This is a genomic window from Saccharophagus sp. K07 (assembly GCF_014336955.1).
Classification (GTDB): domain Bacteria; phylum Pseudomonadota; class Gammaproteobacteria; order Pseudomonadales; family Cellvibrionaceae; genus UBA5868.
Genome location: NZ_QRAI01000001.1, coordinates 1,086,183 through 1,111,441 on the forward strand (window position 1 = coordinate 1,086,183; position 25,259 = coordinate 1,111,441).

General features: G+C 51.1%; 24 protein-coding genes and 6 tRNA genes. 20 read left to right on the forward strand and 10 right to left on the reverse strand.

The window, feature by feature from the left end; translation table 11 throughout:
* Positions 1 to 11: 11 nt before the first annotated feature.
* The 3 genes from DWB84_RS04625 to DWB84_RS04635 form a co-directional block, all read right to left on the reverse strand.
* Positions 12 to 470: a hypothetical protein gene (locus tag DWB84_RS04625; protein ID WP_187408555.1), complete on the reverse strand. Its 459-nt coding sequence runs from the start codon at positions 468 to 470 to the stop codon at positions 12 to 14.
* A gap of 226 nt (positions 471 to 696) precedes the next feature.
* On the reverse strand, positions 697 to 1,770 hold the full coding sequence (locus DWB84_RS04630) for a 3-deoxy-7-phosphoheptulonate synthase (protein WP_187408556.1): 1,074 nt from the start codon (positions 1,768 to 1,770) through the stop codon (positions 697 to 699).
* A 175-nt stretch (positions 1,771 to 1,945) separates the two neighbouring features.
* A tRNA-Pro gene (locus DWB84_RS04635) sits at positions 1,946 to 2,022 on the reverse strand.
* 206 nt (positions 2,023 to 2,228) lie between these two features.
* On the opposite strand from DWB84_RS04635, the gene DWB84_RS04640 reads away from it, so the two are divergent.
* Entirely contained in the window at positions 2,229 to 3,305 is a 1,077-nt protein-coding gene (locus DWB84_RS04640) for an AGE family epimerase/isomerase (RefSeq protein WP_187408557.1), read from the forward strand.
* Here the strand turns inward: DWB84_RS04640 and DWB84_RS04645 are convergent.
* A complete protein-coding gene (locus DWB84_RS04645) occupies positions 3,302 to 4,285 on the reverse strand; it encodes a LacI family DNA-binding transcriptional regulator (RefSeq protein WP_187408558.1) in 984 nt (327 codons plus the stop codon). The genes DWB84_RS04640 and DWB84_RS04645 overlap by 4 nt on opposite strands.
* Before the next feature lie 172 nt (positions 4,286 to 4,457).
* Here DWB84_RS04645 and DWB84_RS04650 point away from each other — a divergent pair, with 172 nt between their 5' ends.
* Genes DWB84_RS04650 through DWB84_RS04675 form a run of 6 tightly spaced genes read left to right on the forward strand, consistent with a single transcriptional unit; the run spans position 4,458 to position 9,936 of the window.
* Entirely contained in the window at positions 4,458 to 5,639 is a 1,182-nt protein-coding gene (locus DWB84_RS04650; protein ID WP_187408559.1) for a glycosidase, read from the forward strand.
* A complete protein-coding gene (locus DWB84_RS04655; protein ID WP_370589681.1) occupies positions 5,626 to 5,904 on the forward strand; it encodes an AGE family epimerase/isomerase in 279 nt (92 codons plus the stop codon). The genes DWB84_RS04650 and DWB84_RS04655 overlap by 14 nt, the downstream gene beginning before the upstream one ends.
* 58 nt (positions 5,905 to 5,962) lie before the next feature.
* Positions 5,963 to 7,306: a cellulase family glycosylhydrolase gene (locus DWB84_RS04660; protein WP_187408561.1), complete on the forward strand. Its 1,344-nt coding sequence runs from the start codon at positions 5,963 to 5,965 to the stop codon at positions 7,304 to 7,306.
* 40 nt (positions 7,307 to 7,346) lie between these two features.
* On the forward strand, positions 7,347 to 8,063 hold the full coding sequence (locus tag DWB84_RS04665; RefSeq protein WP_187408562.1) for a pseudouridine synthase: 717 nt from the start codon (positions 7,347 to 7,349) through the stop codon (positions 8,061 to 8,063).
* Complete coding sequence (locus tag DWB84_RS04670) at positions 8,045 to 9,568, forward strand: alpha/beta fold hydrolase (RefSeq protein WP_187408563.1); 1,524 nt, start codon at positions 8,045 to 8,047, stop codon at positions 9,566 to 9,568. The genes DWB84_RS04665 and DWB84_RS04670 overlap by 19 nt, the downstream gene beginning before the upstream one ends.
* 2 nt (positions 9,569 to 9,570) lie before the next feature.
* Entirely contained in the window at positions 9,571 to 9,936 is a 366-nt protein-coding gene (locus tag DWB84_RS04675; RefSeq protein ID WP_255428828.1) for a rhodanese-like domain-containing protein, read from the forward strand.
* Between the two features lie 22 nt (positions 9,937 to 9,958).
* Here the strand turns inward: DWB84_RS04675 and DWB84_RS04680 are convergent, their stop codons facing one another.
* From DWB84_RS04680 to folD, 3 genes are read right to left on the reverse strand one after another with little or no spacing between them, the layout of a single operon-like run.
* Positions 9,959 to 10,987 carry a class I SAM-dependent methyltransferase gene (locus DWB84_RS04680; RefSeq protein WP_187408564.1) on the reverse strand — a complete coding sequence of 343 codons (1,029 nt, stop codon included), beginning with the start codon at positions 10,985 to 10,987 and terminating at the stop codon, positions 9,959 to 9,961.
* A gap of 2 nt (positions 10,988 to 10,989) precedes the next feature.
* Positions 10,990 to 11,682 carry a pseudouridine synthase gene (locus DWB84_RS04685; protein ID WP_187408565.1) on the reverse strand — a complete coding sequence of 231 codons (693 nt, stop codon included), beginning with the start codon at positions 11,680 to 11,682 and terminating at the stop codon, positions 10,990 to 10,992.
* The gene (gene folD / locus DWB84_RS04690) at positions 11,679 to 12,527 is read right to left on the reverse strand and encodes a bifunctional methylenetetrahydrofolate dehydrogenase/methenyltetrahydrofolate cyclohydrolase FolD (RefSeq protein ID WP_187408566.1); all 849 of its coding nucleotides are present in this window, start codon (positions 12,525 to 12,527) and stop codon (positions 11,679 to 11,681) included. The genes DWB84_RS04685 and folD overlap by 4 nt, the downstream gene beginning before the upstream one ends.
* A gap of 223 nt (positions 12,528 to 12,750) precedes the next feature.
* On the opposite strand from folD, the gene DWB84_RS04695 reads away from it, so the two are divergent.
* From DWB84_RS04695 to rfbB, 9 genes are all read left to right on the forward strand, one after another.
* Positions 12,751 to 12,827: transfer RNA gene (locus tag DWB84_RS04695), tRNA-Pro, on the forward strand.
* 92 nt (positions 12,828 to 12,919) lie between these two features.
* Positions 12,920 to 12,996 (forward strand) — tRNA-Arg (locus DWB84_RS04700).
* 26 nt (positions 12,997 to 13,022) lie between these two features.
* Positions 13,023 to 13,098 (forward strand) — tRNA-His (locus DWB84_RS04705).
* Between the two features lie 231 nt (positions 13,099 to 13,329).
* Positions 13,330 to 14,208 carry a glucose-1-phosphate thymidylyltransferase RfbA gene (gene rfbA, locus DWB84_RS04710; protein WP_187408567.1) on the forward strand — a complete coding sequence of 293 codons (879 nt, stop codon included), beginning with the start codon at positions 13,330 to 13,332 and terminating at the stop codon, positions 14,206 to 14,208.
* Complete coding sequence (gene rfbC / locus DWB84_RS04715) at positions 14,208 to 14,756, forward strand: dTDP-4-dehydrorhamnose 3,5-epimerase (protein ID WP_187408568.1); 549 nt, start codon at positions 14,208 to 14,210, stop codon at positions 14,754 to 14,756. Before rfbA ends, rfbC begins: the two co-directional genes overlap by 1 nt.
* Before the next feature lie 8 nt (positions 14,757 to 14,764).
* On the forward strand, positions 14,765 to 15,625 hold the full coding sequence (rfbD, locus tag DWB84_RS04720; RefSeq protein WP_187408569.1) for a dTDP-4-dehydrorhamnose reductase: 861 nt from the start codon (positions 14,765 to 14,767) through the stop codon (positions 15,623 to 15,625).
* Positions 15,622 to 16,632 carry an NAD-dependent epimerase gene (locus tag DWB84_RS04725; RefSeq protein ID WP_187408570.1) on the forward strand — a complete coding sequence of 337 codons (1,011 nt, stop codon included), beginning with the start codon at positions 15,622 to 15,624 and terminating at the stop codon, positions 16,630 to 16,632. Before rfbD ends, DWB84_RS04725 begins: the two co-directional genes overlap by 4 nt.
* A gap of 48 nt (positions 16,633 to 16,680) precedes the next feature.
* The gene (locus tag DWB84_RS04730; RefSeq protein ID WP_187408571.1) at positions 16,681 to 17,847 is read left to right on the forward strand and encodes a nucleotide sugar dehydrogenase; all 1,167 of its coding nucleotides are present in this window, start codon (positions 16,681 to 16,683) and stop codon (positions 17,845 to 17,847) included.
* Between the two features lie 46 nt (positions 17,848 to 17,893).
* Positions 17,894 to 19,000 (forward strand): dTDP-glucose 4,6-dehydratase, encoded by a 1,107-nt coding sequence (gene rfbB, locus DWB84_RS04735; RefSeq protein WP_187408572.1) that lies wholly within the window; start codon positions 17,894 to 17,896, stop codon positions 18,998 to 19,000.
* A 23-nt stretch (positions 19,001 to 19,023) separates the two neighbouring features.
* Here rfbB and cmoB read toward each other — a convergent pair whose 3' ends face one another.
* Together cmoB and cmoA are read right to left on the reverse strand one after the other, a co-directional pair.
* Positions 19,024 to 19,995, reverse strand: coding sequence for a tRNA 5-methoxyuridine(34)/uridine 5-oxyacetic acid(34) synthase CmoB (gene cmoB / locus DWB84_RS04740; RefSeq protein WP_187408573.1), 972 nt, complete (start codon positions 19,993 to 19,995; stop codon positions 19,024 to 19,026).
* Complete coding sequence (gene cmoA / locus DWB84_RS04745) at positions 19,992 to 20,720, reverse strand: carboxy-S-adenosyl-L-methionine synthase CmoA (protein WP_187408574.1); 729 nt, start codon at positions 20,718 to 20,720, stop codon at positions 19,992 to 19,994. Before cmoA ends, cmoB begins: the two co-directional genes overlap by 4 nt.
* Positions 20,721 to 20,965: 245 nt before the next feature.
* On the opposite strand from cmoA, the gene DWB84_RS04750 reads away from it, so the two are divergent.
* The gene (locus DWB84_RS04750) at positions 20,966 to 22,591 is read left to right on the forward strand and encodes a tetratricopeptide repeat-containing response regulator (RefSeq protein ID WP_187408575.1); all 1,626 of its coding nucleotides are present in this window, start codon (positions 20,966 to 20,968) and stop codon (positions 22,589 to 22,591) included.
* Between the two features lie 13 nt (positions 22,592 to 22,604).
* Positions 22,605 to 23,297 carry a sensor histidine kinase KdpD gene (locus tag DWB84_RS04755; protein ID WP_187408576.1) on the forward strand — a complete coding sequence of 231 codons (693 nt, stop codon included), beginning with the start codon at positions 22,605 to 22,607 and terminating at the stop codon, positions 23,295 to 23,297.
* Positions 23,298 to 23,316: 19 nt separating this feature from the next.
* On the opposite strand, the gene DWB84_RS04760 is transcribed toward DWB84_RS04755, so the two are convergent.
* Positions 23,317 to 24,675 (reverse strand): nitrogen regulation protein NR(II), encoded by a 1,359-nt coding sequence (locus DWB84_RS04760; protein ID WP_187408577.1) that lies wholly within the window; start codon positions 24,673 to 24,675, stop codon positions 23,317 to 23,319.
* 300 nt (positions 24,676 to 24,975) lie between these two features.
* On the opposite strand from DWB84_RS04760, the gene DWB84_RS04765 reads away from it, so the two are divergent.
* Both DWB84_RS04765 and DWB84_RS04770 read left to right on the forward strand, forming a co-directional pair.
* Positions 24,976 to 25,051, forward strand: a tRNA-Val gene (locus DWB84_RS04765).
* A gap of 45 nt (positions 25,052 to 25,096) precedes the next feature.
* Positions 25,097 to 25,173: transfer RNA gene (locus DWB84_RS04770), tRNA-Asp, on the forward strand.
* Positions 25,174 to 25,259 lie beyond the last annotated feature (86 nt).

Consider the following 25,259-nt stretch of genomic DNA (forward strand, 5'->3'; position numbering starts at 1 on the left):
GAATGCGTCACCTACGCATCAAGGATGAGTTTCTCGCTATGCTCAAAAAGCGTTTTGACGAAATCAAATTGCGGACTGCCGTCGAGAGATTGTCTCGCCCAATTGATGGCGATATCGTCGGCCCACTCCACGCAATACTTTTCAAAATGTTGCTCGCGATATTTATCGTGCCAATAACTAATAAGAAGCGTACGAGATTTTGGTGATCCAAGGATCGCCTGGATGTTGTTGAGGAATTCCGCTAGCGCTTTGATGCTGGAAAGTTGGCGACAAACTGCGTCTGGCGCGAATATGTAGTCATAGCCAGACATTTCCGCGACGCGCAAGTCGTACCAAAGTGAGCGCTTATCTCCCAGTTCACTGACGAGTTGTTCCAGTGAATTATCTTGATAACTTCTATTTGAGTTGCTGGTAGAAAACATCGCGATGCCGGAGATTGGCTGTCCGTGCATTGGAATTGCGACCTGCACCCTGCAGGCCTGAAGTTTTTCATTACGGATGAATGAAGAATGTGCAAAAACTACCAGCGCAACATTAGAAAATCCAGTTCTGATTTTGCACTTTTAAACTTTGTAAGAAATTTCTTCGTGAAAACGTGACCGAGTGGCGCCGTTTTTCGCGAAGGCTTTCTCTAAGTTGAGGGGATTGCTGGAAAAATCGGAGAGAATGGCGGAGCACAAGGCTCCGCCTAGAGGATTAATTGCGGGTAGGCAGTATGTCTTTGATTTTTTCGCGAGCGGATCGCAAGCAGTCTTCTGTTGTTTGCCAGTCAATGCATGCGTCGGTCACAGACACGCCGTACTTGAGCTCGGACAAGTTGGCGGGAATTTTTTGGTTTCCGCCGCCAATGTTGCTCTCGATCATGACGCCAATAATGGATTTGTTGCCTTCCAGGATTTGGTTGGCCACGTTGTCCAATACCAGGGGCTGAAGCTCATGGTTTTTGTTGGAGTTGGCGTGGCTGCAGTCGACCATTATGTTCGTCGGCACACCGGCTTCGGCCAGTTCTTTCTCGCACATGGTGACGCTTACGGAATCATAGTTGGGTTTGCCGTTGCCACCGCGCAGAACCACATGGCCGTATGGATTGCCACGGGTATGGATAATGGACACCTGGCCTTCCGCATTGATGCCGAGAAATCTGTGTGGGTTGCTGACAGATTGCAATGCATTAATGGCTACTGTGAGGCTGCCGTCAGTGCCGTTCTTGAAGCCTACCGCTGACGAGAGGCCGCTCGCCATTTCTCTGTGGGTCTGGGATTCGGTTGTGCGCGCGCCTATCGCTGACCAGGAAATCAAATCTTGCAGATATTGCGGCGAGATGGGGTCCAGGGCCTCGGTGGCCGCGGGCAATCCTAGTTCAGCGATATCCAGCAATAGCTTACGTCCGACGTGCAATCCGTCTTGAATCTTGAACGAATCATTGAGATAGGGATCGTTGATCAACCCTTTCCAGCCTACTGTTGTGCGCGGTTTCTCGAAATAAACGCGCATGACGATAAACAGAGTGTCGGCAACTTCATCGGCCAAATTCTTGAGCCGCTGCGCATAATCCATCGCAGCTTTGGTGTCGTGGATGGAGCAGGGGCCGATGACCACCAGCAGGCGATGATCTTGTCTGTCGAGAATGCGACGAATGGTTTCCCGTCCAGAAGTGACCGTTTCAATGGCCTTCTCTGTAACAGGCAGGTTTCGCTTCAATTCCGCGGGGGAAATCAAAATTTCTTGCGACACGACGTTTAAATCGTCGATGGAAAGGGATTTGCTCATTAGTATCACTGTAATCGTTTGTTCAGATGAGATAAGTGCCCGTTGGCTGAGAAAACAGCCAGATGTATTGCATTCTACTGAATAGTTTGGGAAAAGTCTGAATTCTTAGACTATGAACAGGATAGCTTTTATTTTGGAAGGAGCGGAGCGGAAAGTTTTGCGGAAGTGCTTCATTTGGTCGGAGAGACAGGATTCGAACCTGCGACCCCTGCCTCCCGAAGGCAGTGCTCTACCAAACTGAGCTACTCTCCGACGAATCTGTGAACGCCTCTTAACACCTTGAATTCGGTAGTGATAAGGCTGCCCAAAAAAGCGCGCGCAGTATCGCTTTTTTTAAAATTTTTGGCAAACATTTGTTGTCCTGTGAGTTGTCACTAATGATCAGCTCAGGGAAGTTGTTATGATCGCACCCTTGCTTATAGCTGACGACCCTAGATCACAAAAAGAAGTCTCATCGAATGAAATCAACTTGTATTGAAGCCTTGGAGCAGTGGGTGTCTTGGATGCGACAGGAAGTGCTGCCTTTCTGGATGGCAAAGGGGCGCCACGGCAAGGAAGGGTGGTTTGCTCGTCGCCTGACGGTACGCGGCGGACTTGTTGATGAACAGCAGGTATTCCTTGGGACCCAGGCGCAGATGATCTATATAGTCGCGCGCGCGGAACAGGCTGGCTGGGTTGAAGGGACGCGCCGGTTGACTCATGACCTCATAGGCGTTTGCGGCCGATACGGTACTTTGCCTTGTCGAAGCGACGGTTATGTGCGATTGATTTCGAATCAGGCGGACATTCTGGATCAGCACTTTGATCTTGCGGATCACGCCCTCTTTCTATTGGCCAGCACTTCCATGTTTGCCGCTTACAACGAGGGATCTGATTTCCGCCGTGCTGGCAATATTCTCGAGTGGCTGAACCGGCTGTTCGCTTGCAATAACGGCGGTTGGGAGCAGGGTAATTATGCGGAGAAAACCCGCTTTAGCCGCTCGCATCGCCAAATGTTATTGGCATTTATTCTTCTTTATCAGATCACCGGTAAGTCAGTTTGGCAGCAGCGCGCCAGCGAGGTTTATTCATTATTCCGCGACAAGTTTTACGATGCGGCCAAGGGCGTCGTATACCAGCGGTTTGATTCAAGTTGGAATGTGCTGGATGAAAAAGCTGAAGTGGACCTGCAGGAGCAACTGGCATGGGTTCATGCCCTTTGTGAGTATCGAGGTATTGTCGAGCAGTCTGTTCCTTCTGCAGACATTTATCGGTCAACCCTGGCGCTTTTGGCCAGTCAGTCCAATGAGGGCGCGGCTGTAACTGCGCAGCGCATTTTGGCGGGGCTGGCTCTTCTGCAGCGTGGAGTTGATGTCGAAGCAGATGTAACGCAGAAGATGGCGGGGTTTTTCCAGAACTTTGTTCCAGGGAAAACCCAGGGTTCGTTTGTCGATGCCACTGGAGCTGACGAAAACTCGACCGGATCTGTGGATGTGTTGTTCCTGCTGTTCGAATCGGCACTTCAGGCTGATCGCCTTTTGCGCGCCCCTCATTAGCGAGGGCGGCAAGTGCTTTTGCGGATAATAAGCTCAGTCGGCAGAACGATTTCCGAGGTCGACAGATCTTCTCCTTCAATGACGCGCAGCAGTGTGTCCATGGCGAGTTTGCCGATTTCCTCCGCCGGCTGGGCCATAGTGGTTAAGCCCGGGTCCCAATATTTCGAATAGGTGATGTCATCGAATCCGGTGACGGATATATCTTCGGGCACTCTCAATCCCCGTCCCTTTATGGTCTGAATCGCCCCCAGCGCCATCTCATCGTTCATGCAGCAAATTGCCGTCGGCATTTTGCTGAGCGCGAAGAATTGTGTGGCGGCATTTTGGCCGGACCACATGGTGAAATCGCCTTCGATTACCAACTCCTTTTCGAAGGGAATACCCGCTGCTTCCAGGGCCATTTTGTAGCCTCGCAGTCGGTCAATCGTGTGTGGATTCTCTTTCAGACCGGAAATAACTCCGATGCGTTTATGGCCGAGGCTGATCATGTAGTCGACTATGGTTTTGGTCGCGCCAGCGTTATCCACCCGAATGGAAGGGCCAGGGGTGTCTTCGCAGCCGCACGCATTGACCCAGGGAATGCGCTCTCTTCCGGAACTCATGGAATGTGGACGGAGTTGAATGACACCGTCAGCCAGCCGGGTTTCAACACGATTGACATAGTCTTGCTCGCGTTTGGACGTTTCCCTGGTATCTCCCAGCAGCACGGCATAGCCTTTTTGTTGGGCGCGGTCCTCAATGGCTTGGATCACCTGGGAAAAAAACGGGTTGGTGATATCGGGCACCAAGACCACAATGGCAAAGGATTTGGCGGCACGGAAGTTGCGGGCAAGAAGATTCGGGCGGTATCCGACTGCCTGGATGGCGTCGTGGACTTTTTTGAGGCTTTCCTCCGACACTTTTTCGGGATTGGTCAACGCGCGTGAGACAGTGGCAACCGACACTCCGGCTGCTTGGGCGACTTCTCGAATGTTCGACATGGTAAATCACTGATTTTTCGAAAAATTCACAAAAATCTACCGGAAGCATTATGCGCTTGCCAGTAGATTTCGGTTGTAACCGGTTACGCGAATGACTAACTATGCTAGGTTGGCGCTCCTGGAGAGCCACTGAATCCTCCGTCCCTATTAAGAAAGAAGCCGAAGGTAGTGTATGTCACACTTTGAAGTTCGCCTGAAGGCGCTTTTGCAGGATCATGAAGCCCTTATCCGCAAGAAAAATACCCCTACCGCTGCAAGCAACGGGATTTACCAGCGCTGGCAAAATCCGATACTCACCGCCGACCACACGCCTGTTTTTTGGCGCTATGACCTCAATGCTGCCACCAATCCTTTTTTGATGGAGCGCTTGGGGGTAAATGCGACTTTCAATTCCGGGGCAATTTACCGCGACGGAAAATATTTATTGGTGGTGCGGGTGGAGGGGCACGATCGTAAATCCTTTTTCGCCGTTGCTGAGAGCACCACTGGCGTCGACGGTTTTCGGTTTTGGGATTATCCGATCACCATGCCGGAAACGGAGCATCCCGATACCAATGTTTACGATATGCGCCTAACGGAGCATGAGGACGGTTATATCTACGGGCTTTTCTGCACGGAACGCAAAGATCTGACCAGGCCTGACGATACCTCCGCCGCGGAGGCTCAGTGCGGCATTGCGCGCACTCGGGATTTTGTTGAGTGGGAGCGTTTGCCAGATCTCATTACCTATTCGGGGCAGCAGCGCAATGTAGTGCTGCATCCGGATTTTATTGACGGCCAATACGCCTTCTATACCCGTCCGCAAGACGGGTTTATCAGTGTCGGCACTGGCGGTGGAATTGGCTGGGGGTTGGCAGAGGATGTCACTCGCGCCGAAATCAAAACGGAAGTCATTGTCGACAGCAAGCAATATCACACCATCAAAGAAGTGAAAAACGGCCAGGGGCCTGCGCCGCTGAAAACTCCAGAAGGCTGGCTGCATCTGGCTCATGGTGTGCGCAATACTGCCGCGGGTTTGCGCTATGTGCTGTACGTATTTATGACGGATTTGCACGAACCTTGGGTGGTAACTTATAGCCCCGGCGGACACTTTATTGCTCCGCAAGGTGATGAGCGGGTGGGCGATGTGTCCAATGTGGTGTTTTCGAACGGCTGGATTCTAAATGAGCACGGTGAAGTTTTTATTTATTACGCCTCTTCGGATACCCGTATGCATGTCGCCACTACCAGCGTTGAACAATTATTGGATTACGTGAAAAACACCCCCGCGGATGGATTGCGGTCGGCGGCTTCGGTGCAGGTGAGAAACGACCTTATCCGGCGCAATCTGGAAATTCGACATCAATGGCAATAAACATGTTGCATGCTGGGCGCAGGCAGAGGCGATGGTGGGATTTGCCAATATGTGGGATCTAGGAGAAGGCGCTCATTCTTCAGAAGCTGCACTAACTGTTTGGAAACATGTTCAGGATTTTTACCGGGATAAAGAACATGGCGAATGGTTCTGGTATTCGACGCGCGATCTGCGTCCTGAAGACAATGGTTATAAAGCTGGCGCCTGGAAGGCTCCTTATCACAATGGACGCGCAATGCTGATGATGTATCCGTTTCTGGCGTAAACTCCTGGACTTGGCTTATCGCAAAAATCCAAGATGGATCTTTAAAGAAGAGAATCTCATGTCCTACGCTCGATTGTGTTTTCTAGTCTGCATTTTTATTGCGCTTGCCGCATGCGGCACCCTTGATAAAGAGAAGCGTGCAGCGGGTAGAGGCGAGCCGGCTATTTCCGGCAGTCCATTTGTGACAGTTGCGGGAAACCAATTGTTGCGTCGTGGTAGCCCCTACTATTTTGTCGGAGCCAATTTTTGGTACGGCGCTTATCTCGGCAGCACAGATGAGGGAAGGAGGCGACTGCAGAAAGAGCTCGATCAGCTCAAGTCTCTCGGCATAGATAATCTGCGTGTCTTAGCCGCATCTGAGCAGACCGAACTCTCTATGGCGGTGAGTCCCGCGCTGCATCTGACCCCCGGGCAATATAACGAGGCTTTATTAATTGGACTGGACGTGTTGCTGGCGGAAATGGCCAAGCGCGATATGGTTGCCGTTTTGTATTTCACCAATTTCTGGCAGTGGTCCGGCGGCATGTCCCAATACATGGCTTGGTTGACTGGCGAGCCGCCGCTCGATCCGGATGTCACCAACGACTGGAGCGGATTTATGCAGAATTCCGCAAAGTTTTACCGTAGCCGGGAAGCGCAAGAGTGGTATCAACAGCTGATTCGCACCATTGTCACCCGGACAAATTCTATAACGGGTGTCCCCTACGTAGATGATCCGACCATCATGGCCTGGCAGCTCGCCAATGAGCCGCGGCCAGGCAGCGATGAAGGTGGGCGGCCTTTTTATCCCCACTACAAGGAATGGATACAGCAGACCGCGCAGTTTATTAAGTCACTGGATGCCAACCACTTGGTAAGCTCGGGCAGTGAAGGATCAATGGGCACCCTGCGCGATCTTGATTTATTCAGAGATGCGCATGATGTGCCGGAAATCGACTATCTGACCTTCCATTTGTGGCCGAAGAACTGGGGATGGTTCGACGTTAAAAAGGCCGAGCAGACCTATCCTCAAACTGCCGCGAATTCCAAGGCCTATATCCTCCAACACCTTCAAGTTGCCAAAGAGCTGGGTAAACCGATTGTGCTGGAGGAGTTTGGTATTGAGCGCGATGGCGGGGATTATCGCGCGACTGCCGGAACTGGTCAGCGGGACCGTTTTTTCCGCGAGTTGTTTGGCTTTGTCGAAACCCAGGTCAAAATCGGTTCCGCATTAGTGGGAACCAATTTTTGGAGTTGGGGAGGGTTGGGCATCGCGCAATCTGCCGATTTCGTGTGGCGGCCCGGTGATCCTTTTACCGGCGATCCACCGCAGGAGCCCCAGGGGCTGAATTCGGTGTTCAGTCGCGATGCGTCCACGCTCGAAGTGGCGCGAGAGCACGCAAAGTTTATGAAGTCTCGCTAGTTTCCCTTTGTCTCGCTGTCGCGACCCGGCGAAGTTTTGTATGCTGCGCCGGTCGCATTTCCTTGAGGACAGAACCATTTCCACGTTTTACACCATTCTCGATAACCAGCCTGAATTTCTAATATTGAGCAAAAATCCTGGAGTTGCAGTTCAGGGAAATATCGGCGGCGAATCATTGCTCGATCTCGTCCGGCGCGATTTGCAGTTGCCGGAAGTGTACCCGGTGCATCGGCTGGATCTCGCCACCTCGGGGGTGTTGGTTTTGGCCAAGACGACCAGGGCCAATAGGGAATTGTCGATGACCTTTCAGGACCGCAAAGTCCAAAAGCATTATTTGGCCATATCCGCCAAGAAGCCGGCCAAAAAACAGGGATGGGTCATCGGTGATATGGAAAAAAGTCGCAACGGCAACTACCGTCTCTCCCGCACTATGAACAACCCGGCGCGCACGGCTTTGCGCAGTTTCGCCTGGGAGGAGGGCAGAAGAATTTGGGTGTTGCGGCCGCTGACTGGAAAAACTCATCAATTGCGCGTCGCCATGAAATCCCTCAGCGCGCCAATTATTGGTGATGAGCGTTACGGCGGACAAATGGCGGATCGGTTATATCTCCACGCTTGGCGTTTGGGTTTCCCGTTCGAAGGGCAATGGTTTGAATACAAAGCAGAGCCATCGTCCGGACAGTTTTTTCTCAGTTCGTCCTTTCAGCATCGCTTGGCGGAGTTGGAACAGGAAGGTTCGTGGCAGTGGGAGCTCTGATGCGGCGGGCTTTGGCGGTCGTTGTATCGGTTGGCTTGGTCGCTGTTTTAGCTCTTTGGCTGTCATATAGTGCCGATCCTCCCCAATCCCCCGAGCCTGAACTCAATTTTGTTGCAAAGCGCGCTTGCGAATTCTCTTCTCAATACCGTCTCCATATCGATTGTTACTGGGTGTCTTTAAAAGACGATGGCGTCGAGGCTACCTTATCCGCGGCTATATTTCGCGCAGGTCCAGACGCCGCGTCCGATCCTCTGGTTTATGTGGCCGGTGGCCCAGGGGAATCCGGAAATACCACAGCAGAGAGTTTGGAGATTTGGGATGAGTGGCTTAGCCGGCAAGCGCTTGGGCGGGATTTTGTGCTGTTGGATTTGCGTGGTTTGGCTCCCAGTGTGCCGGCTTGGGATTGTCAGGAGTACAGTGACATTTCCCGAGACCTGCTGCAGCGCAATCTGACATTTGCGCAAGAAGCCGAAATTGTGATGCCGGTTGCCGAGCAGTGCTTGGATGCCTGGCAACAGGCCCTGACTGAGCAGGGCGGGCCAGTGCGGCAAATCCGCGATTTGCACAGCCGGCGATATGCCGATGATTTGCACCGGGCGTTACATCATCTGGGCTATCAGCAATGGAATTATCTGGCCGTTTCCTACGGCACTCGTGTTGCTCTTTTGTCTGCGACTCTGCATCAGGAAGTGCGCCGCATAATTTTGGATTCACCCTATCCGTTCGATGCAGGCAGCCTCAGCGACGGAATGATCATTTGGGCGGAGGCCTTTGCGGAATATTGGCGCGATTGTACGGCAGCGGGCTGTGCATTCGACGAAGAGAAATTCTGGCAGTTGATGGTGGAACTGCGCACAGAGCCCAGATGGGTTGAGGTGGAGGATTGGCGAACCAATCGCAAAGCACGTTGGTTGCTTAACGATGGTCGTTTGGCCGCGGCGATTTATACGGCGTTTTACAGTAGTGTGCTGCGCTCGGAGATTGCGGATGCTTTGGCGGAATTTGCGCGCGGCGATCACGCCAAATTGCAGTATCTACTGGAGGTTTTCTATAACCAGGTTTTTGATTCGCGCTTTAATAGCTCTGTTTATTGGGCGGTGGAATGCAACGACAATCCGCTGGATCCCAAAGCGTCATTTGACGCGGTGTTGCAGCAAGTCGGTCGGTGGCAGCCGTATTTTTTCGTTGACTGGGAGTACAACATCTGCCGATCGTCCCATTTTCACAATGGTCAATTGCCTGCAATGCGCAAGTTGCAGATTCCTGTATTGAACGCGGTTGGCTCGCAGGATCCAATCACCACCAAAAAACACGCGCAGGCATTGATGCCGTGGTTAGCGCAAGGTTATCTGGCGGAGCTGGCGGATACCTCGCATGCGGAATTTTTTGGTGGTGACTGCGGTCAGCGACTTATCGGTTGGTTTTTGAATGCCGCTGAGGATGAGTTGCGCGCCCAATGGAGCGAACAGCTGTCTCAATGTCGACTGAGTAAGCAGGGAGACTGACCATGCGTCTGCCGAAGGGTTTTTTGTTATTGCTTGCTGGATTATTCGCGCTACTATGCGCGCCGGTTTTTGCTGAAGATCAGAAGAATGGGGGAAAAATGACGATTTGGATTGATGTTCGCACGCCAGAGGAATACGCCCAGGGCCATATCCCGGGTTCCATCAATATTCCGTATGAAATTATCGGCCAGGAAATTAACAGCGTGACCCGCGATGTTGATTCCGATATCCGTGTCTACTGCCGAACTGGCCGCCGATCTGGTATAGCCATGGATACGCTGAAAGGCCTTGGTTTTGCCAATGTCATCAACGAGGGCGGTTTCGAGGACTTGCTCAATCGTAAAGCTCAAGGTGAGCCTATTCCTTAAAGGTTCTAAGTGTTCGCCTGAGTTAAGCGCGTAAGGCGAACACTTTGAACTGACGATTATCCTGCAGCAGATCAATTTTGCTAAAGAGCCCCGCCGCTTTCTTTTCCAGGGGAATAAAGCTATTTACAACGAAAAGGGTTGTTCCGTTATTTGCCAGTTTTGTTTTTGCCGCGGTCAGAAATTCCTGCGTCAAATCACCATCTACAGAAAATCCGCGGTGAAAAGGCGGATTGCATAAAATCAGATCAAATTTCCCTTCGACCTTATCTCCTTTGTCTCCGGCAACCACTTCAACGTTGAGCCCGCGTGCAGCAGCATTTTTTTGTGTGCAGAGAAGAGCACCGGCATTGTTATCTGTGGCAACTCGGCGTTCGCAGTTAATCCAATTGCTCGCGAAAGTGAGAAATCCGTAACCGCAGCCGAGATCCAAAATACTTTTGGCCGTTTCCCAAGCGGGTGTGTGTTCCATCAGTTGCTCTATCAGCAACGTGCTACCCGCATCAATTTTGTCCCAGCCGAACACCCCGGGTTTGCTGAAAATTGCAACGCCGTCCCAGGAACTGATTTCGACCAGTTCATGGTACGAATCGTTTTTTTCAATTTTGCCTTCAGCCGTTTTGGTCAAACTGCCGCAATAGGCCATGCCGTGTTTTTTTAACCGGCTGTCAGAGGAAAAAATTTCGCATGCGAAATCCCAGCAGGTTTTGATCCCTTCGTTTTTTTCGCCAGCAATATGCAATGCGCCGCCAGGCGTTAAATGGTTCCAGGCTTCTTGAATCAGGTGCTGGTTAATGGCTTTTTCTTTACAAATGCGCAGATAAATATGGGTGTACTGGTGATCAGATGCGAATTCCCAGTCGCAAAAGGTGGTCGGAATTCCGTATTTTTCCGCCGCGACTGCCTGGTCGAATCGGTTGGTCAGCACATCAATGGAGCGATTTGTCGCTTTGATCTGCGGCCAAATATCCCTGCCACTCTCATCCGCAAGCCAAAGACCATTGCCGTCGCTGGAGCGCATAAGCTGCAAGAGAATTTGAGTGCTGGAATCCATGGTCATAGGCTGCGTACTTCATCTTGTGTCAGATGGCGGAACTCACCCGGTTGAAGCGAGGGGTCAAGGGTCAATGAGCCAATTGATTCCCGACGAAGCTGGGCCACATGGTTGCCGACCGCTGCAAACATGCGTTTCACTTGATGGTAGCGACCTTCTCTAAGGCGGATGCGTACCTGATTGGGTGTCAGGATCTCAATTTGGCAGGGCAGGGTGGGTTTTTCCTCGGAGCGAAGAAGTACGCCTTGTTCTAGCTCGCTTACAGACTCTTGCGTGATTGGCTCAGCCAGCTCTACCCAATAAACCTTGTCACAGCGACTATTGGGCGCAGTAACGCGGTGGTTCCACTGACCGTCGGTTGTCAGCAGAAGCAGGCCGGTGGTGTCGAGATCCAGACGGCCGACAATTTGTAGAGGTTCGGTGGGATGCAGATCCCGCGGCAGCAGATCCAATACCGTTGGGTGAAGACCATCGGTATTGGCGCATACGTATCCCGCAGGCTTATGAAGCATAAGGTAGACAGGTTCGGGCAGGCGAATGACCTCATCATCGAGGGTCACCTGCTCACCTTTGATCTGCAAACCAGGGTCTTGAACAACTTGGCCGTCCACGGCAACGAGGCCGTTTTTGATGCAACGATGTGCATCGCGGCGCGTCAGCTGCGTGGCGGCACAGAGGAATTTATCCAACCTCATTTGTTGACGAGGCTTTTTTCACCTGCGTCTACGGTCTGATAAATCAGCGTATTGATAGTCATTGGGCCGACGCCGCCAGGAACAGGGGTAATCGCAGCAGCTCGTTCTGCCAGAGGCCCTAATTCGATGTCGCCGACACCGCCCGGATGGTAACCCGCGTCAACTACCACAGCGCCGTCTTTGATCCACTCGGCTTTAATGAACTCTGGCTTACCTACGGCGCCAACGACTATGTCTGCGCGTTTGATGTGTTCTTCCAGATTTTGCGTCTTGGAATGGCAAATGGTGACGGTGGCATTAGCGTTGAGCAGCATCAGAGCCATGGGTTTGCCCAGGATTGGACTTCGTCCAACCACTACCGCATGTTTGCCTGCGAGTGGGATGTTATAGGCTTCCAGTAAACGCATAATGCCTTTTGGGGTGGCGCAACCATAAGCGTGCTCTCCCATGGCCATGCGTCCAAAGCCCAAGCAGGTCACACCATCCACATCTTTATTCAGAGCGATAGCGTCAAAGCAGGCGCGCTCATCGATTTGAGATGGAACCGGGTGCTGCAGCAATATGCCGTGGACGTTGGGGTTTTGGTTGAGTTCGTGGATTTTGGCCAATAACTGCTCGGTAGTGGTGTCGTTGGGCAGTTCGACTTTGAGTGAATCCATGCCGATGCGGGCGCAGGCGTTGCCTTTCATTTTGACGTAGGTGGCAGATGCTGGATCGTCGCCGACGAGAATGGTGGCCAGAATAGGCGTGGATCCGCTGGCTGCTTGGATAGCTTTAACTCTCTCCGCCAGTTCTGTTTCGGTTTTTTGTGCCAAGGCTTTGCCGTCAAGTATGAGTGCCGTCATGATCCGGTTCCGTAAAAGTGCAGATGGGAAGGGCGCGCATTTTCCCATACCGATGCGATAGCGCCAACGTTTCCGATCTTTTTATTCGTTTTCCGTTTGTGCAGGGGCTTTGAAAAGAGAATTTCGCAGAACTGTTTTTTTGCCGTTGACGAGGCAAGGGACGATGAGTATTATGCGCACCTCTCGACGGGCGGGTAGCAAAGTAAGCCCCATCGAGTTTTGTCGGAGTGTAGCGCAGTCTGGTAGCGCGTCTGCTTTGGGAGCAGAATGTCGGGGGTTCGAATCCCTCCACTCCGACCATTCCTGAGACGGTCGACTGCCTGTGACCCCACGTGCAGAGCGATTATCCAGATCGAGCCTATAACTCGCTCCGGTTAACAACAGTAGCAAGAGCGCCCGTAGCTCAGCCGGATAGAGCAACGGCCTTCTAAGCCGTGGGTCGGGGGTTCGAGTCCCTCCGGGCGCGCCATCCACACTGGTGTCCCGGTGTCAATGGTGACTGTAGCTCAGTTGGTAGAGCCCTGGATTGTGATTCCAGTGGTCGCGGGTTCGAGCCCCGTCAGTCACCCCATCCGTATTCTCTCCTGGTTCTTCTTACTCGTTTGTGTCGATAATTTTTCCATAATTTCTCTTGTTCCTTTTTTGCGGCTATGCCGTTCTGTATTCTGTTTTAATCACACCCCTCCTGCATTAATATCTACGCGGCAAGGCCCACAGACGTGGGCGCATTTTTGCTTACAATTTGCACTCAAAATTCTGATTTGCCATCCATCTAAAACACTAAGCTAAGCGGGGTAATGGCTTGAGAAAAGGAATCATATTGGCCGGTGGCAGCGGCACCCGTCTCTATCCGCTCACTCAGGTTGTCAGTAAACAGCTGATGCCTGTCTACGATAAACCCATGATCTATTACCCGCTCGCGACCTTGATGCAGGCCGGTATCCGCGAGATTTTGATCATTACAACGCCCCTTGAGCGTGCGCGGTTTGAAGCCTTGCTCGGCAATGGAGAGCAATTTGGAATAGAAATCCAGTACGCGGTCCAACCATCTCCTGACGGTCTTGCACAAGCGTTTATTATCGGTGAATCCTTTTTGAATGGCGCATCAGCGGCCCTAGTTCTGGGAGATAATCTGTTCTACGGCCACGATCTTGTGAAATCGCTGAAAACTGCAGCGGCGCAAGAAAGGGGCGGCACTGTTTTCGGTTATCACGTAGCCAATCCGCAAGCTTATGGCGTGGTGGAGTTCGACTCGACCGGCAAAGTGCTTTCACTTGAAGAAAAACCCGCCAAGCCAAAATCCAACTATGCCGTTCCTGGCATCTACTTCTTCGACCAAAACGTCGTCGAATACGCGAAAAATGTGAAACCCTCTGCGCGAGGAGAGTTGGAAATCATCGATGTGATTAATCAATATCTCAGCGCGGGTAATTTGCGTGTGGAAATTATGGGGCGAGGAACTGCGTGGCTGGATACTGGGACGCACGATGATTTATTGGCTGCGGCACAATTTATCGCCACCCTCGACAAGCGCCAAGGCTTAAAAGTGAACTGCCCGGAAGAAGTTGCTTATCGCAACGGCTGGATTACCGCAGAACGCCTGTGTGAGATCGCCGAACCCTTGAGAAAAAGCGGTTATGGTGAGTATCTGTTGAAACTCATAGAGCGCCGGGTGTTTTAATGAAATTTATCGATACCAGCATCCCTGATGTAAAAATTTTGGAGCCGTCTGTTTTTGGTGATGAGCGCGGATTTTTTATGGAGACGTTTCGCGCTGAGGAATTTGAAAAACAGACCGGCGCTCGACCATTTGTCCAGGACAATCACAGCAAGTCCGCTCACGGTATTTTGCGAGGATTGCATTATCAATTAGAGCAAACACAAGGCAAGCTCGTCCGTGTTGTCGCTGGTGCTGTATTTGATGTGGCGGTGGATATGCGGCGGTCATCGCCAACATTTGGTAAATGGGTGGGTGTTGAGTTATCCGCGGACAACAAACGCCAGTTGTGGGTGCCTGAGGGCTTCGCGCACGGATTTTATGTGCTAAGCGAATTTGCTGAGTTCGTTTATAAGTGCACCGATTATTATCATCCGCAATCCGAAGTTTCTTTGTTGTGGAACGATCCGGAAATTGGCATTGAATGGCCTTTGGTCGGGGGTGCGCAACCAAAGTTATCAGCCAAAGATCTCAACGGCTTGTCGTTTACACAAGCTCCAAAATTTGATTGAGGGACTATATGCGCATTTTGATCGTTGGCAAAAACGGACAGTTGGCCTGGGAGCTAGAGTGTTCAAGCCCGGGCGAACATCAAGTGCAGGCCTATAGTCGCGAACAATTAAATATCTGTGAGCCAGCGAGAATTCATGATGCTTTTCGGGAATTAAATCCCGAAGTCGTGATTAATTGTGGAGCTTACACCGCAGTTGACAAGGCGGAGTCAGATGCAATGGCGGCTTACGCCATCAACGAGGGCGGGGTTCGCAATCTGGCGCTTGCTTGTCAAGAATACGGTGTCCGACTTTTGCATGTATCGACTGATTTTGTGTTTGACGGCAAAAATCACGTCCCTTATTTGCCAGAGGATCGAGCTCATCCGCTGAGTGTGTATGGCGCGTCCAAATATGCGGGTGAACAGGTTCTACGGGACTTGTTGCCGCAATCCGTGATTGTGCGCACGTCGTGGGTTTATTCGTCGAATGGCAATAATTTTGTTAAGACGATTTTGCGGCTGATAAAAGAAAAACCTCAGATCAATGTGGTGGCCGATCAAATTGGCAGTCCCACTTGGGCAAAGGGGTTGGCTCAATGGTTGTGGCAGATTGTTGCCAAACCAGAAGTGTCCGGCGTATTTCATTGGAGTGATGCCGGCGTGGCCTCTTGGTACGATTTTGCTGTCGCGATTCAAGAGCTCGCCTTTGAAAAAGGTCTTATAGAAAAGCAAATACCAATCAATCCTATTCCTTCCGAAGCATATCCGACGCCTGCGCGGCGACCCAATTATTCGGTTCTGGATAAGCGATCCGCAGAAGCGGCCGCGGATATCAAAACAGCTCACTGGCGGCAGCAGCTGTCAAAAATGTTGGATGAATTGAAATGAAAAAATACCTTGTAACAGGTGCAGCTGGCTTTATTGGTTTTTTTGTTGCGCAACGTTTGTGCGCGTTGGGACATCAAGTTGTTGGACTTGATAACCTTAATGATTATTACGAGGTGAGTTTAAAAGAAGCGCGCTTGGCGATTTTGCAGAAAGAACCAAATTTTCGTTTCGTGCGCATGGACTTGGCGGATAAAAATGGAGTTGCGCAATTGTTCGCGCAAGAAAAATTTGAGCGAGTGATCCATCTGGCGGCTCAAGCGGGAGTGCGCTACTCACTCGACAACCCTATGACCTATGTTGATAGCAATCTGCTTGGGCATATGACGATTTTGGAGGGGTGTCGCCACCACAAAGTGGAGCATCTGGTATATGCATCGAGCAGTTCTGTTTACGGCCTGAACAAAAAAATGCCATTCTCCACCGCAGATTCGGTGGATCATCCCGTGTCTCTTTACGCAGCGACTAAAAAAGCCAATGAGCTCATGTCGCACACTTATTCCCATCTCTACGATATTCCAACCACCGGTCTGAGATTTTTTACCGTGTATGGTCCGTGGGGACGCCCGGATATGGCATTGTTTAAATTCACCCGGGCAATACTCGAAGGAAGGCCGATCGATATTTATAACAATGGTGATTTGAGTCGGGATTTCACTTATATCGACGACATTGTGGAAGGCATTTTGCGAATTCAGGATGTTATTCCAACGCGCAATGCTGATTGGACGGTGGAGTCAGGATCGCCAGCGGATAGCAGCGCGCCTTACCGAATTTATAACATTGGCAATGGTCGGCCAGTAAAACTAATGGATTTTGTCGCTGCATTGGAAGCCGCTTTAGGGAAAGTGGCAGAGAAGAATTTTATGCCGATGCAGCCGGGAGATGTTTACGCAACCTATGCGGATACGCGTAGCTTGTTTGATGCCACCGGATATCAACCCGATATCACGGTGACAGATGGTGTCGGTCGTTTTGTTGAATGGTATAAAAGTTTTTACAAAATTTAGAACAATAAAACACAACGCTACTAAGCGTAAGAATAGGTGGGAGTGAAAATGAAAATTGCAGTTGTAGGTACAGGGTACGTGGGGCTATCCAATGCGGTTTTGTTTGCGCAAAACCATGAGGTGGTAGCGCTGGATGTGGTGCCGGAAAAGGTTGCGATGATCAACGACCGCAAGTCGCCTATCGTTGACAAAGAAATAGAAGAGTTTCTGGCAAACAAAAAACTGAATTTGAAAGCGACTCTCGATAAAAATGAAGCCTATGCTGGTGCGCAGTTTGTGGTGATTGCCACGCCCACAGACTATGATCCGGATACCAACTATTTCAACACGCGCTCGGTAGAAGCGGTTATTAAAGATGTGACCGCCTTTAACCCGGAAGCCGTTATGATCATTAAATCGACGATTCCTGTGGGCTTTGTAAAAAGCATGAAGGAAAAGTTCGGAATTGATCAGATTATTTTTTCTCCCGAATTTTTGCGTGAAGGCAAAGCGCTTTACGACAACTTATATCCTTCTCGCATCATCGTTGGCGAACGCTCAGAAAGAGCCGAAACTTTCGCTGCTCTTTTGAAAGAAGGTGCTATCAAAAAAGACGTCCCGGTCCTTTATACCGATTCTACCGAAGCTGAAGCCATCAAGTTGTTTTCCAATACCTTTTTGGCGATGCGGGTTGCGTTTTTTAACGAGCTGGATACCTATGCGGAAACACACGGGTTGAACTCCAGACAAATCATCGATGGGGTCTGTTTGGATCCGCGCATTGGCAATTACTACAACAATCCATCATTTGGATATGGTGGTTATTGTTTGCCGAAAGATACTAAACAGTTGTTGGCGAATTACCACGAAGTACCCAACAACCTTATCCGCGCTATCGTCGATGCCAACAGTACCCGGAAGGATTTTATTGCAGATTCCGTGCTGCGTCGTAAACCGAAATGTGTCGGTGTATACCGATTGATTATGAAAGCGGGATCGGATAACTATCGTGCTTCTTCCATTCAAGGCGTGATGAAGCGCATTAAAGCCAAAGGTATTCCTGTGGTGGTGTACGAGCCGGTGTTAACGGAAGACTTATTCTTTAATTCTCCTGTGATTCGCGATTTGCAACAATTTAAATCCCAATGTGATGTAATCTTGGCGAACCGTATGGTCGATGAGATTCGCGATGTGGCAGACAAAGTTTATACGCGGGATTTGTTCAACAGTGATTGATGCAGATATTTCGCAATCTCCGAATTAAGTGAATGAGTAAATAACAATGGCAAAAACATTATTGGTTACGGGCGGCGCAGGTTTTATTGGGGCCAACTTCGTCCATTATTGGCTCGCCCAGTATCCGAAAGATCGGGTGATTGTGCTGGATGCGCTGACTTATGCGGGTAATTTGGCAAATCTTGACAGTGTGTCCGCGAATGAAAAATTGAAATTTATTCGTGGCAACATCTGCGATACCCAGCTTGTGGAAAAAATCCTGGTGGATGAAGCGGTCGATACTCTGGTGCATTTTGCCGCTGAGTCTCATGTGGATCGCTCTATTCTCGGGCCAGATGCTTTTATCGAAACCAATATCCTGGGTACATATAGCCTGTTAAAAGCAGCCAAAAAAGTATGGTTGGACGGCCCGGCTCCGGTGCCTCATCGATTTCACCATGTGTCGACAGATGAGGTATATGGCACTCTGGGGCCAAATGATCCGGCATTTACGGAAAATACGCCTTACGCTCCCAACTCGCCTTATTCTGCGAGTAAAGCAGCGTCGGATCATCTGGTGCGTGCCTACCACCACACTTATGGTTTGCAGGTAACTACGAGCAACTGCTCCAATAATTACGGTCCATTCCATTTTCCGGAAAAGCTGATTCCACTGGTAATTACCAATATATTGCATAATAAAAAATTGCCGGTTTACGGCGATGGTTTGCAAATTCGCGATTGGCTGTATGTGGAAGATCACGCGCGCGGAATTGATCTGGTATTGCAAAAAGGTCAGGTGGGCGAGAATTACAATATTGGCGGCCACAATGAATGGGCCAATATCAATATTGTGAAACTGATTGGCAAATTACTTGAACAGGAATTTGCAGCCGATTCGCGCTGGGCAGAGAAATATCCAACAGCCGCTGCAGCAATTGCTGGCGATACCGAAAGTTTGATTACCTTCGTCAAAGACCGCCCAGGCCATGATCGTCGCTATGCCATAGATGCCGCCAAAACTGGTCGAGAACTGGGTTACAAACCGCAGGAGTCCTTCGAATCCGGCATTCGCAAAACAGTGCGCTGGTATTTGGAAAATGACGCTTGGTGGAAAGGCGTTATGGATGGCTCTTATAAGGACTGGGTGGCTAAGCAGTATTCCCACCAATAGTTAAAAATAGGAAAGCCCGCGAGTTAAGCGGGCTTGCGCGCAATCAATACAGCGCGGCGCGGCGCCGGATGACCTTCTGCTGTGAGAGCGGGATTGTTGGGGTCGAGAAATTCCGGCAGAGAATGGAAGCGCATCCAATCCGTGCTGCGTTGTTCTTCAGTGGTAGTCACACATTCGTTGACCACTCGAACATCGACGAATCCGCTTTTGCGCAGCCAGCTTGTCAATGTGATGGAGGAGGGGATAAACCATACATTGTTCATCATGGCGTAGCGTCCTTCTGGTACTAGCACCTGACCTTCGCCGCCTTCTATGACGAGTGTCTCCAATACCAGTTCGCCGCCAGGGCGCAATGTGTCTTTGAGTTCGCGCAAGTGGTCCATAGGTGAGCGGCGGTGGTAGAACACCCCCATGGAAAAAGTTGTGTCGAAGGCTTCGAGATTGGGAGGCAGTGATTCTATGCCGACGGGCAGAACATCTACCGGAATATCCCCGAGATATTTTTTCAGCATATAAAACTGCACCACGAAGCGAGGTGAGGGATCTATGCCAATGACGCGCGCTGCACCAGCGCCGAACATTCTTAGGCAGTGATAACCGTTGCCACAGCCGACGTCCAAAACACGGCGTCCCTCCAAGGAGCTGAGGTGAGGTACTACTCGATCCCACTTCCAGTCGGATCGCCACTCAGTGTCTATATGGATGCCAAATACCTCGAAGGGTCCTTTTCTCCAAGGAATTAACGCACGAAGAGCCTGTTCAAGCTGGGAGCGTTGATTGGGATCGATATTGTCTAAACCTATAGCAACCCGCTCGCGCAGTTCGACCCAGTCCGGTTGCAGATCTGGCAGTTGGTCCATGGCCTGATACCAATCCGGCAAATCGCCGTAGCGCTGTATAGAAAGGCCTTTCTCAATTGCAGAGGGGAGGTTGGCCGCCAGGGGTGCAAGAGGTGTTTCGGCCAGCTGTTCCAGCAGACGTGAGTAGTCAATCATTTGAAAGCGATGATGGAGGCGAAGTTAAAACACTGAAACCAGCAGTCGACTGAGCGAAATCCGGCGTTCAACAGGCGTTGTTGATGGGTTTTGAGTGTTTCCGGGATCAGCACATTTTCCAAGGCGGTGCGTTTTTGCGCAATTTCCAGGTCGCTGTAGCCATTGGCGCGCTTAAAGTTGTGATGAAGCTCAATCATGAGGTTTTGGTGCTCTTCATCTTCAAAAGCGATTTTCTCCGACAGGATCAAAACTCCCCCCGCCACGGTTCCCGCTGCAATTCGGCGCAAAACCGCATCTCGCTCGGTTGGAGGGATGAACTGCAAGGTAAAGTTCAGGACCGTCATAGAGGCCTGATCGATTACGGCATCCTGAATATCGCCACATATCAGCTGCACTGGAATTTCCCCGGAATCCGCAGCCAGTACCGCGCGGCAGCGTTCGATCATATCGGGGGAGTTGTCTATGGCGATGATGTTCACGTCGGCTGCATTGATGCGGTGCCGCATCGCCAAAGTCGCTGCGCCGAGAGAGCAGCCGAGGTCGTAGAGCCGCGTGCCCGCTTGGGCGTAGCGCTCAGCGATCTGTCCAATCATATGAATGATGGTGCTGTAGCCGGGCACGGACCGCTTGATCATATCAGGAAAGACAGCCACTACCTGTTCGTCGAAACGAAAGCCGGTGACTTCTTCCAGCGGGGAGGCATAAATACGGTCGATATCCGACATGGTGCGCAGGCTCAGAGGGTGCAACGAAGGGCCGAAATTCTAAACCCTTCGCGATGGAAGTCACAATCAACGCAGGGGCGATTCCGGCTAAAGGCAGGTTTGCCGGAAATTTGGCGATGATCATCTACACTTTTATAACCCTGTGCCGGAATGGCGACACTTCGTGCCGGAATGGAATTTTTGCCGTCAGAACAGGAGCTGGCGGTTGGTAGAGCGATCAACAGCAGTCTGTAGGGTAATAGACGGTGGGCGAGATTAACTTCAGCAAGTTGCGGTTCTTGATAGCCGACGACTACAGCAATTTCCGCTTTACAGTCAGTGCGATGCTGAGAAATCTCGGAATCGGCCAGGTTGATATGGCGATTAACGGGGCTGACGTGCTCGACAAGTGTCAGCGCCACACCTATGACGTGATTCTGTGTGACTACGATCTGGGGGCGGGCAAGAACGGCCAGCAGGTTTTGGAAGAACTTCGTTTTCGCAAGCTGCTCCCGCGCAAGTCCTTGTTTATTCTCATTTCGGCAGACGCCACCAAAGACGTAGTGATGGCCGCATATGATTGCGAGCCTGACGACTATTTGATGAAGCCGGTCACCACCAAGATGTTGGAGCAGCGTATCGTCCGTTTGCTGCACCAGCGCCAGGTGCTGGGACGGGCATACAATGCCCTGGAGTTGGAAGATCACCGGAGGGCGATTGCGATTCTCGGCCATTTGGCTTCCAGCGAACACCGCCATTCCCGTACTGCACAGAAAATGCTCGGTGAACTGTTTCTGGCGGAGGGGGAATATCAGAGGGCGGAGGCTCTATACACCCGAGTATTGCAGCTTAGACCTTTGGACTGGGCACGCCTGGGTTTGGCGCGGGTGAAGCACCATCTGGGGCAACTTGATGTTGCCGGTGATTGGCTTGAGAAAATCGTGCAAGAAAACCCTCTGTATCTGCCTGCTTACGATGTTTTGGCGAATAACTGGGAGCGCCTGGGTGAGGCCCGGCGAGTACAGATGACAGTGCAGCGCTCGGTGGAGATATCGCCGAAATCCATTTTGCGCCAAAAGCGCCTTGGGCAGGTGGCGGAGCGCAATGGCGACTTAAATACATCGTTGCAAGCGCTGCGTTCCACTGTGCGGCTTGGCGAATTGTCATGCCACGCCTGTGCAGAGGACGTATTCCATTTTGCGCGCGTTGCAGCTGCTTCGGTTGAGCAACGACTTTATCCCGCGGAGGCTTTGCTGGCGGAGGTCACAGAAGCCATCAGAGTGGCAAAAGAACGCTTTCGTCTACCGAAGGAGCAGACCACTCGCGCGGATTTATTGACCGCCCGGATTTTGGCCCAGGGAGGCAAAGGCGAGCGAGCCCGTTTGTTAATACGGGAAGCGGAGACGCTGTTGAACACCAAGCAGGACGTACCGCTGGAGGTGCACCTGGAGAGAATCCAGGCACTGCAGGCTCTGGGAGAAAAAACACAGGCGGAAAGTCTGCTGCAGGATTTATTGCAACGTTATGAAAATGATCAAGATGCGTTGGAAAAGCTGGATGCTCTCTTGTCTGAGCCCGTCAGTGAAACCAATCGCGCATTGCTTGCGGCGGTTAACCGCGAAGGTATCGAACTGTATAATCAGGCGCGCTTTGACGAGGCCATCGATTGCTTCGAAAAAGTAAGGCATATATTTCCGCGCCATGTTGGTGTGCATCTGAACATTGTGCAAGCGCTGATTGGCAAGTTGAGAGCAGGGCACAAAGATGCACACACCATTAAGGACACAGAAAAGGCGCTTGCCACGATTGGTTCATTGATAGGGCCGACACATTCTCAATACGCCAGATTTCAGCGGTTGCAAAGCATGGCAGCCGCTAGCATGGCTAGTTAACAGGAAAATAATAATGACAACACCTACTAATTCGGTTGATTTCTCGCTGGTTCTCGCATCCAGTGTGCACGACATGAAAAATTCCATTGGTATGCTGGTCGCATCGTTGGAATCCTTTATCGAAGATTGCCCGCCCGCCAACGAAAAGCAGGCTAAACATTTCAATACGCTGCACTATGAAGCGTCGCGTATTAATGCAGAACTTGTTCAGTTGTTGACCATCTACCGTATGCAAAATGGCCATCTGCCGTTACGGGTTGATCAACACTATGTCATCGACGTTTTAGAAGATCAGTTGGCGCGCAATCACAGCCTGCTGGACAGTCGCAATATCCACCCTCGTTTGGAATGTGACGATAATTTGGAGTGGGCATTTGACGCGGACTTGATCGGCAGTGTGGTGCAGAACGTTATCGTCAACTGTTCCCGCTACACTCGCAACGAATTGCTGGTTTCCGCAAAAGTCGAGAATGATTTTTTACGCATTTTTGTTGCGGATGATGGCACCGGTTATCCCCCCAGCATGTTGGAGGCGCCGACCTCATCAGTGAGCGGTAGTGGGGTTAATGAAGGCAGCACCCATCTCGGGCTTTACTTTGCAGAAGAAATTGCGCGCTTGCATAAGCAAAAAAATCGCGTCGGATATATTCGCCTGGAAAACGGCGCACCTTTGGGCGGCGGCTGTTTTAATCTGATGCTGCCTTAAGGCAATTCCAACTTTCTGATTATTTCACCCGCGCCAGTGGTGAACACGGCTGTCGAACAGGCAGCCGTATCAGAAAGCGCGTGCCCACGCCGGGCTTGGAGTCGACCTCAATCGACCCCTGATGGTGTTCTTTGATAATGAAGTAGGACACTGACAGTCCCAGCCCTGTCCCCACCCCCACATCCTTCGTGGTAAAAAAAGGCTCAAAAATGTGCTTTTGCACCTGGTCGCTCATGCCGGGGCCGTTGTCTTGTACCTCCAGCAGTATGTGGTCCTTTTCTACGGAAAGTCGCAAGTTGATTGTCGGCGTACCTATGGGCGTCTCTGCCAACTGAAACGCCTGTGCCGCGTTCAGTAACAGGTTCAGCAGAACCTGCTGGATTTCCGAGGCAGAACACTCTACTTCAGGCAGGTTTGGCGCGAAGTCGCGAATAAAGAACGGCATCCGCCCCTTGCCTTCTGTTTTCAACTCGAAAGTGTTAGTGGCGAGTTCCAAACTTTCGTCGACGAGCAGGGTAAGGTCGTGAAGGGCGAAGGCTGAATTGCGGGCGTGGGAAAACTCCAGCATGGTTTTAACGATTTTGGCCGCGCGTTCGCCCGCCTTTTGAATGCCGTCGAGAAACTTGGGGATTTCCCGGCTTTCCAAATACTGCACCAGACTGTGGAACGGGATGTTCAATTCCTCGGCTGCTTGAACATTTAATGCCATGCTGGCGGAGAGCCGCCGGTTAATGGTTTGCAGATTGCTCATGATGGCAGCGAGTGGGTTGTTGATCTCGTGGGCCAAGCCTGCAGCCATAACCCCAAGGCTGAGCATTTTTTCATTCTGGATCAGCGATCTTTCCATGCGCACGCGCAGGGTGACATCCTGCACCAGAATGACGGCTCCCAAAGTGTCCGGCGATACCAGTGGTTGAATGGTCAGATCCAAAAATCGCGCATCGGCCCCTTCGCCGAATGGAATGGCTTCTTGTACGTAAGCCTTGCCTTGCGCGATGGTGGCACGGATTTGTTCAGAAGGAATAGGCGGGGCGTTGTAAACGGCAGAGATCTTCTCTCCCAAAGCGCGCTGGCTGGATAAACCGGTAATTTCCTCTGCGGCCACGTTCCAATGGGTGACATAACCATCTTCTGTCACCCCGACGATTACCGTCGGCAATGAATTGATCAGGCAGCTTAAATATTCGCGCGTCTCCAGCAACAATTCTTCGGTCACTTCGTGCCGGGCGATTTCTCTATGCAACTGGAATTTGGTTTTTTGCAGAATGGGGTCCAGATCTGCAGGAGTAGGGCGATTGCGCAGATAGCGAATCAGCACGTAGACAAGAGCGATGGTTTGGATAAGGCAAATCGCCAGCAAACCCCAAACTAGCCACATGTTTTCTCCGCCCGTCAGGTCGTCGGCCCGAGCGTGCATAGGACAAACTACAGCCCCTAGAAGCAGAAACAAATGACGTCTCATTGGTGTTTTCATCAGTCAGCTAAAAAAACAGGGGCAGCTCATATTGCGCCCCAACTTACTGACAGCTTAAGCGATTTAAATATCAATTGAAAAAATGCCATGGTGCCTAAATCAACAAATAGTTCATTAAATGAGCTGTAGAGAAAAATATTGCCTGACTTGGCGATAAATGATTGACACGGAATAGGAGATGGGTAGAATGCGCGGCCTCAGCCAGGGTGGTTAGCTCAGTTGGGAGAGCGACGGCCTTACAAGCCGTAGGTCATAGGTTCGATCCCTATACCACCCACCATCGCTATGCTTCCCCAGGATAGCGGGTTGATGTTGTGAAAAAAGCGGACCGGTAGTTCAGTCGGTTAGAATGCCGGCCTGTCACGCCGGAGGTCGCGGGTTCGAGCCCCGTCCGGTCCGCCATTTTCACTATTCAAAGATCTTCTTCTGCCTCTTCACGGCTTTTCGCTGCACATTTTTGTGCGAAACTCCCTTGTCAAAATCTTGTC

Bases quoted from the DNA above. Each gene is read 5' to 3' on its own strand.
- DWB84_RS04630 (WP_187408556.1), bottom strand. From the start codon at position 1,770: ATGAGCAAATCCCTTTCCATCGACGATTTAAACGTCGTGTCGCAAGAA.
- DWB84_RS04640 (WP_187408557.1), top strand. From the start codon at position 2,229: ATGAAATCAACTTGTATTGAAGCCTTGGAGCAGTGGGTGTCTTGGATG.
- DWB84_RS04645 (WP_187408558.1), bottom strand. From the start codon at position 4,285: ATGTCGAACATTCGAGAAGTCGCCCAAGCAGCCGGAGTGTCGGTTGCC.
- DWB84_RS04650 (WP_187408559.1), top strand. From the start codon at position 4,458: ATGTCACACTTTGAAGTTCGCCTGAAGGCGCTTTTGCAGGATCATGAA.
- DWB84_RS04660 (WP_187408561.1), top strand. From the start codon at position 5,963: ATGTCCTACGCTCGATTGTGTTTTCTAGTCTGCATTTTTATTGCGCTT.
- DWB84_RS04665 (WP_187408562.1), top strand. From the start codon at position 7,347: ATGCTGCGCCGGTCGCATTTCCTTGAGGACAGAACCATTTCCACGTTT.
- DWB84_RS04675 (WP_255428828.1), top strand. From the start codon at position 9,571: ATGCGTCTGCCGAAGGGTTTTTTGTTATTGCTTGCTGGATTATTCGCG.
- DWB84_RS04680 (WP_187408564.1), bottom strand. From the start codon at position 10,987: ATGGATTCCAGCACTCAAATTCTCTTGCAGCTTATGCGCTCCAGCGAC.
- DWB84_RS04685 (WP_187408565.1), bottom strand. From the start codon at position 11,682: ATGAGGTTGGATAAATTCCTCTGTGCCGCCACGCAGCTGACGCGCCGC.
- folD (WP_187408566.1), bottom strand. From the start codon at position 12,527: ATGACGGCACTCATACTTGACGGCAAAGCCTTGGCACAAAAAACCGAA.
- rfbC (WP_187408568.1), top strand. From the start codon at position 14,208: ATGAAATTTATCGATACCAGCATCCCTGATGTAAAAATTTTGGAGCCG.
- rfbD (WP_187408569.1), top strand. From the start codon at position 14,765: ATGCGCATTTTGATCGTTGGCAAAAACGGACAGTTGGCCTGGGAGCTA.
- DWB84_RS04725 (WP_187408570.1), top strand. From the start codon at position 15,622: ATGAAAAAATACCTTGTAACAGGTGCAGCTGGCTTTATTGGTTTTTTT.
- DWB84_RS04730 (WP_187408571.1), top strand. From the start codon at position 16,681: ATGAAAATTGCAGTTGTAGGTACAGGGTACGTGGGGCTATCCAATGCG.
- rfbB (WP_187408572.1), top strand. From the start codon at position 17,894: ATGGCAAAAACATTATTGGTTACGGGCGGCGCAGGTTTTATTGGGGCC.
- cmoB (WP_187408573.1), bottom strand. From the start codon at position 19,995: ATGATTGACTACTCACGTCTGCTGGAACAGCTGGCCGAAACACCTCTT.
- cmoA (WP_187408574.1), bottom strand. From the start codon at position 20,720: ATGTCGGATATCGACCGTATTTATGCCTCCCCGCTGGAAGAAGTCACC.
- DWB84_RS04755 (WP_187408576.1), top strand. From the start codon at position 22,605: ATGACAACACCTACTAATTCGGTTGATTTCTCGCTGGTTCTCGCATCC.
- DWB84_RS04760 (WP_187408577.1), bottom strand. From the start codon at position 24,675: ATGTGGCTAGTTTGGGGTTTGCTGGCGATTTGCCTTATCCAAACCATC.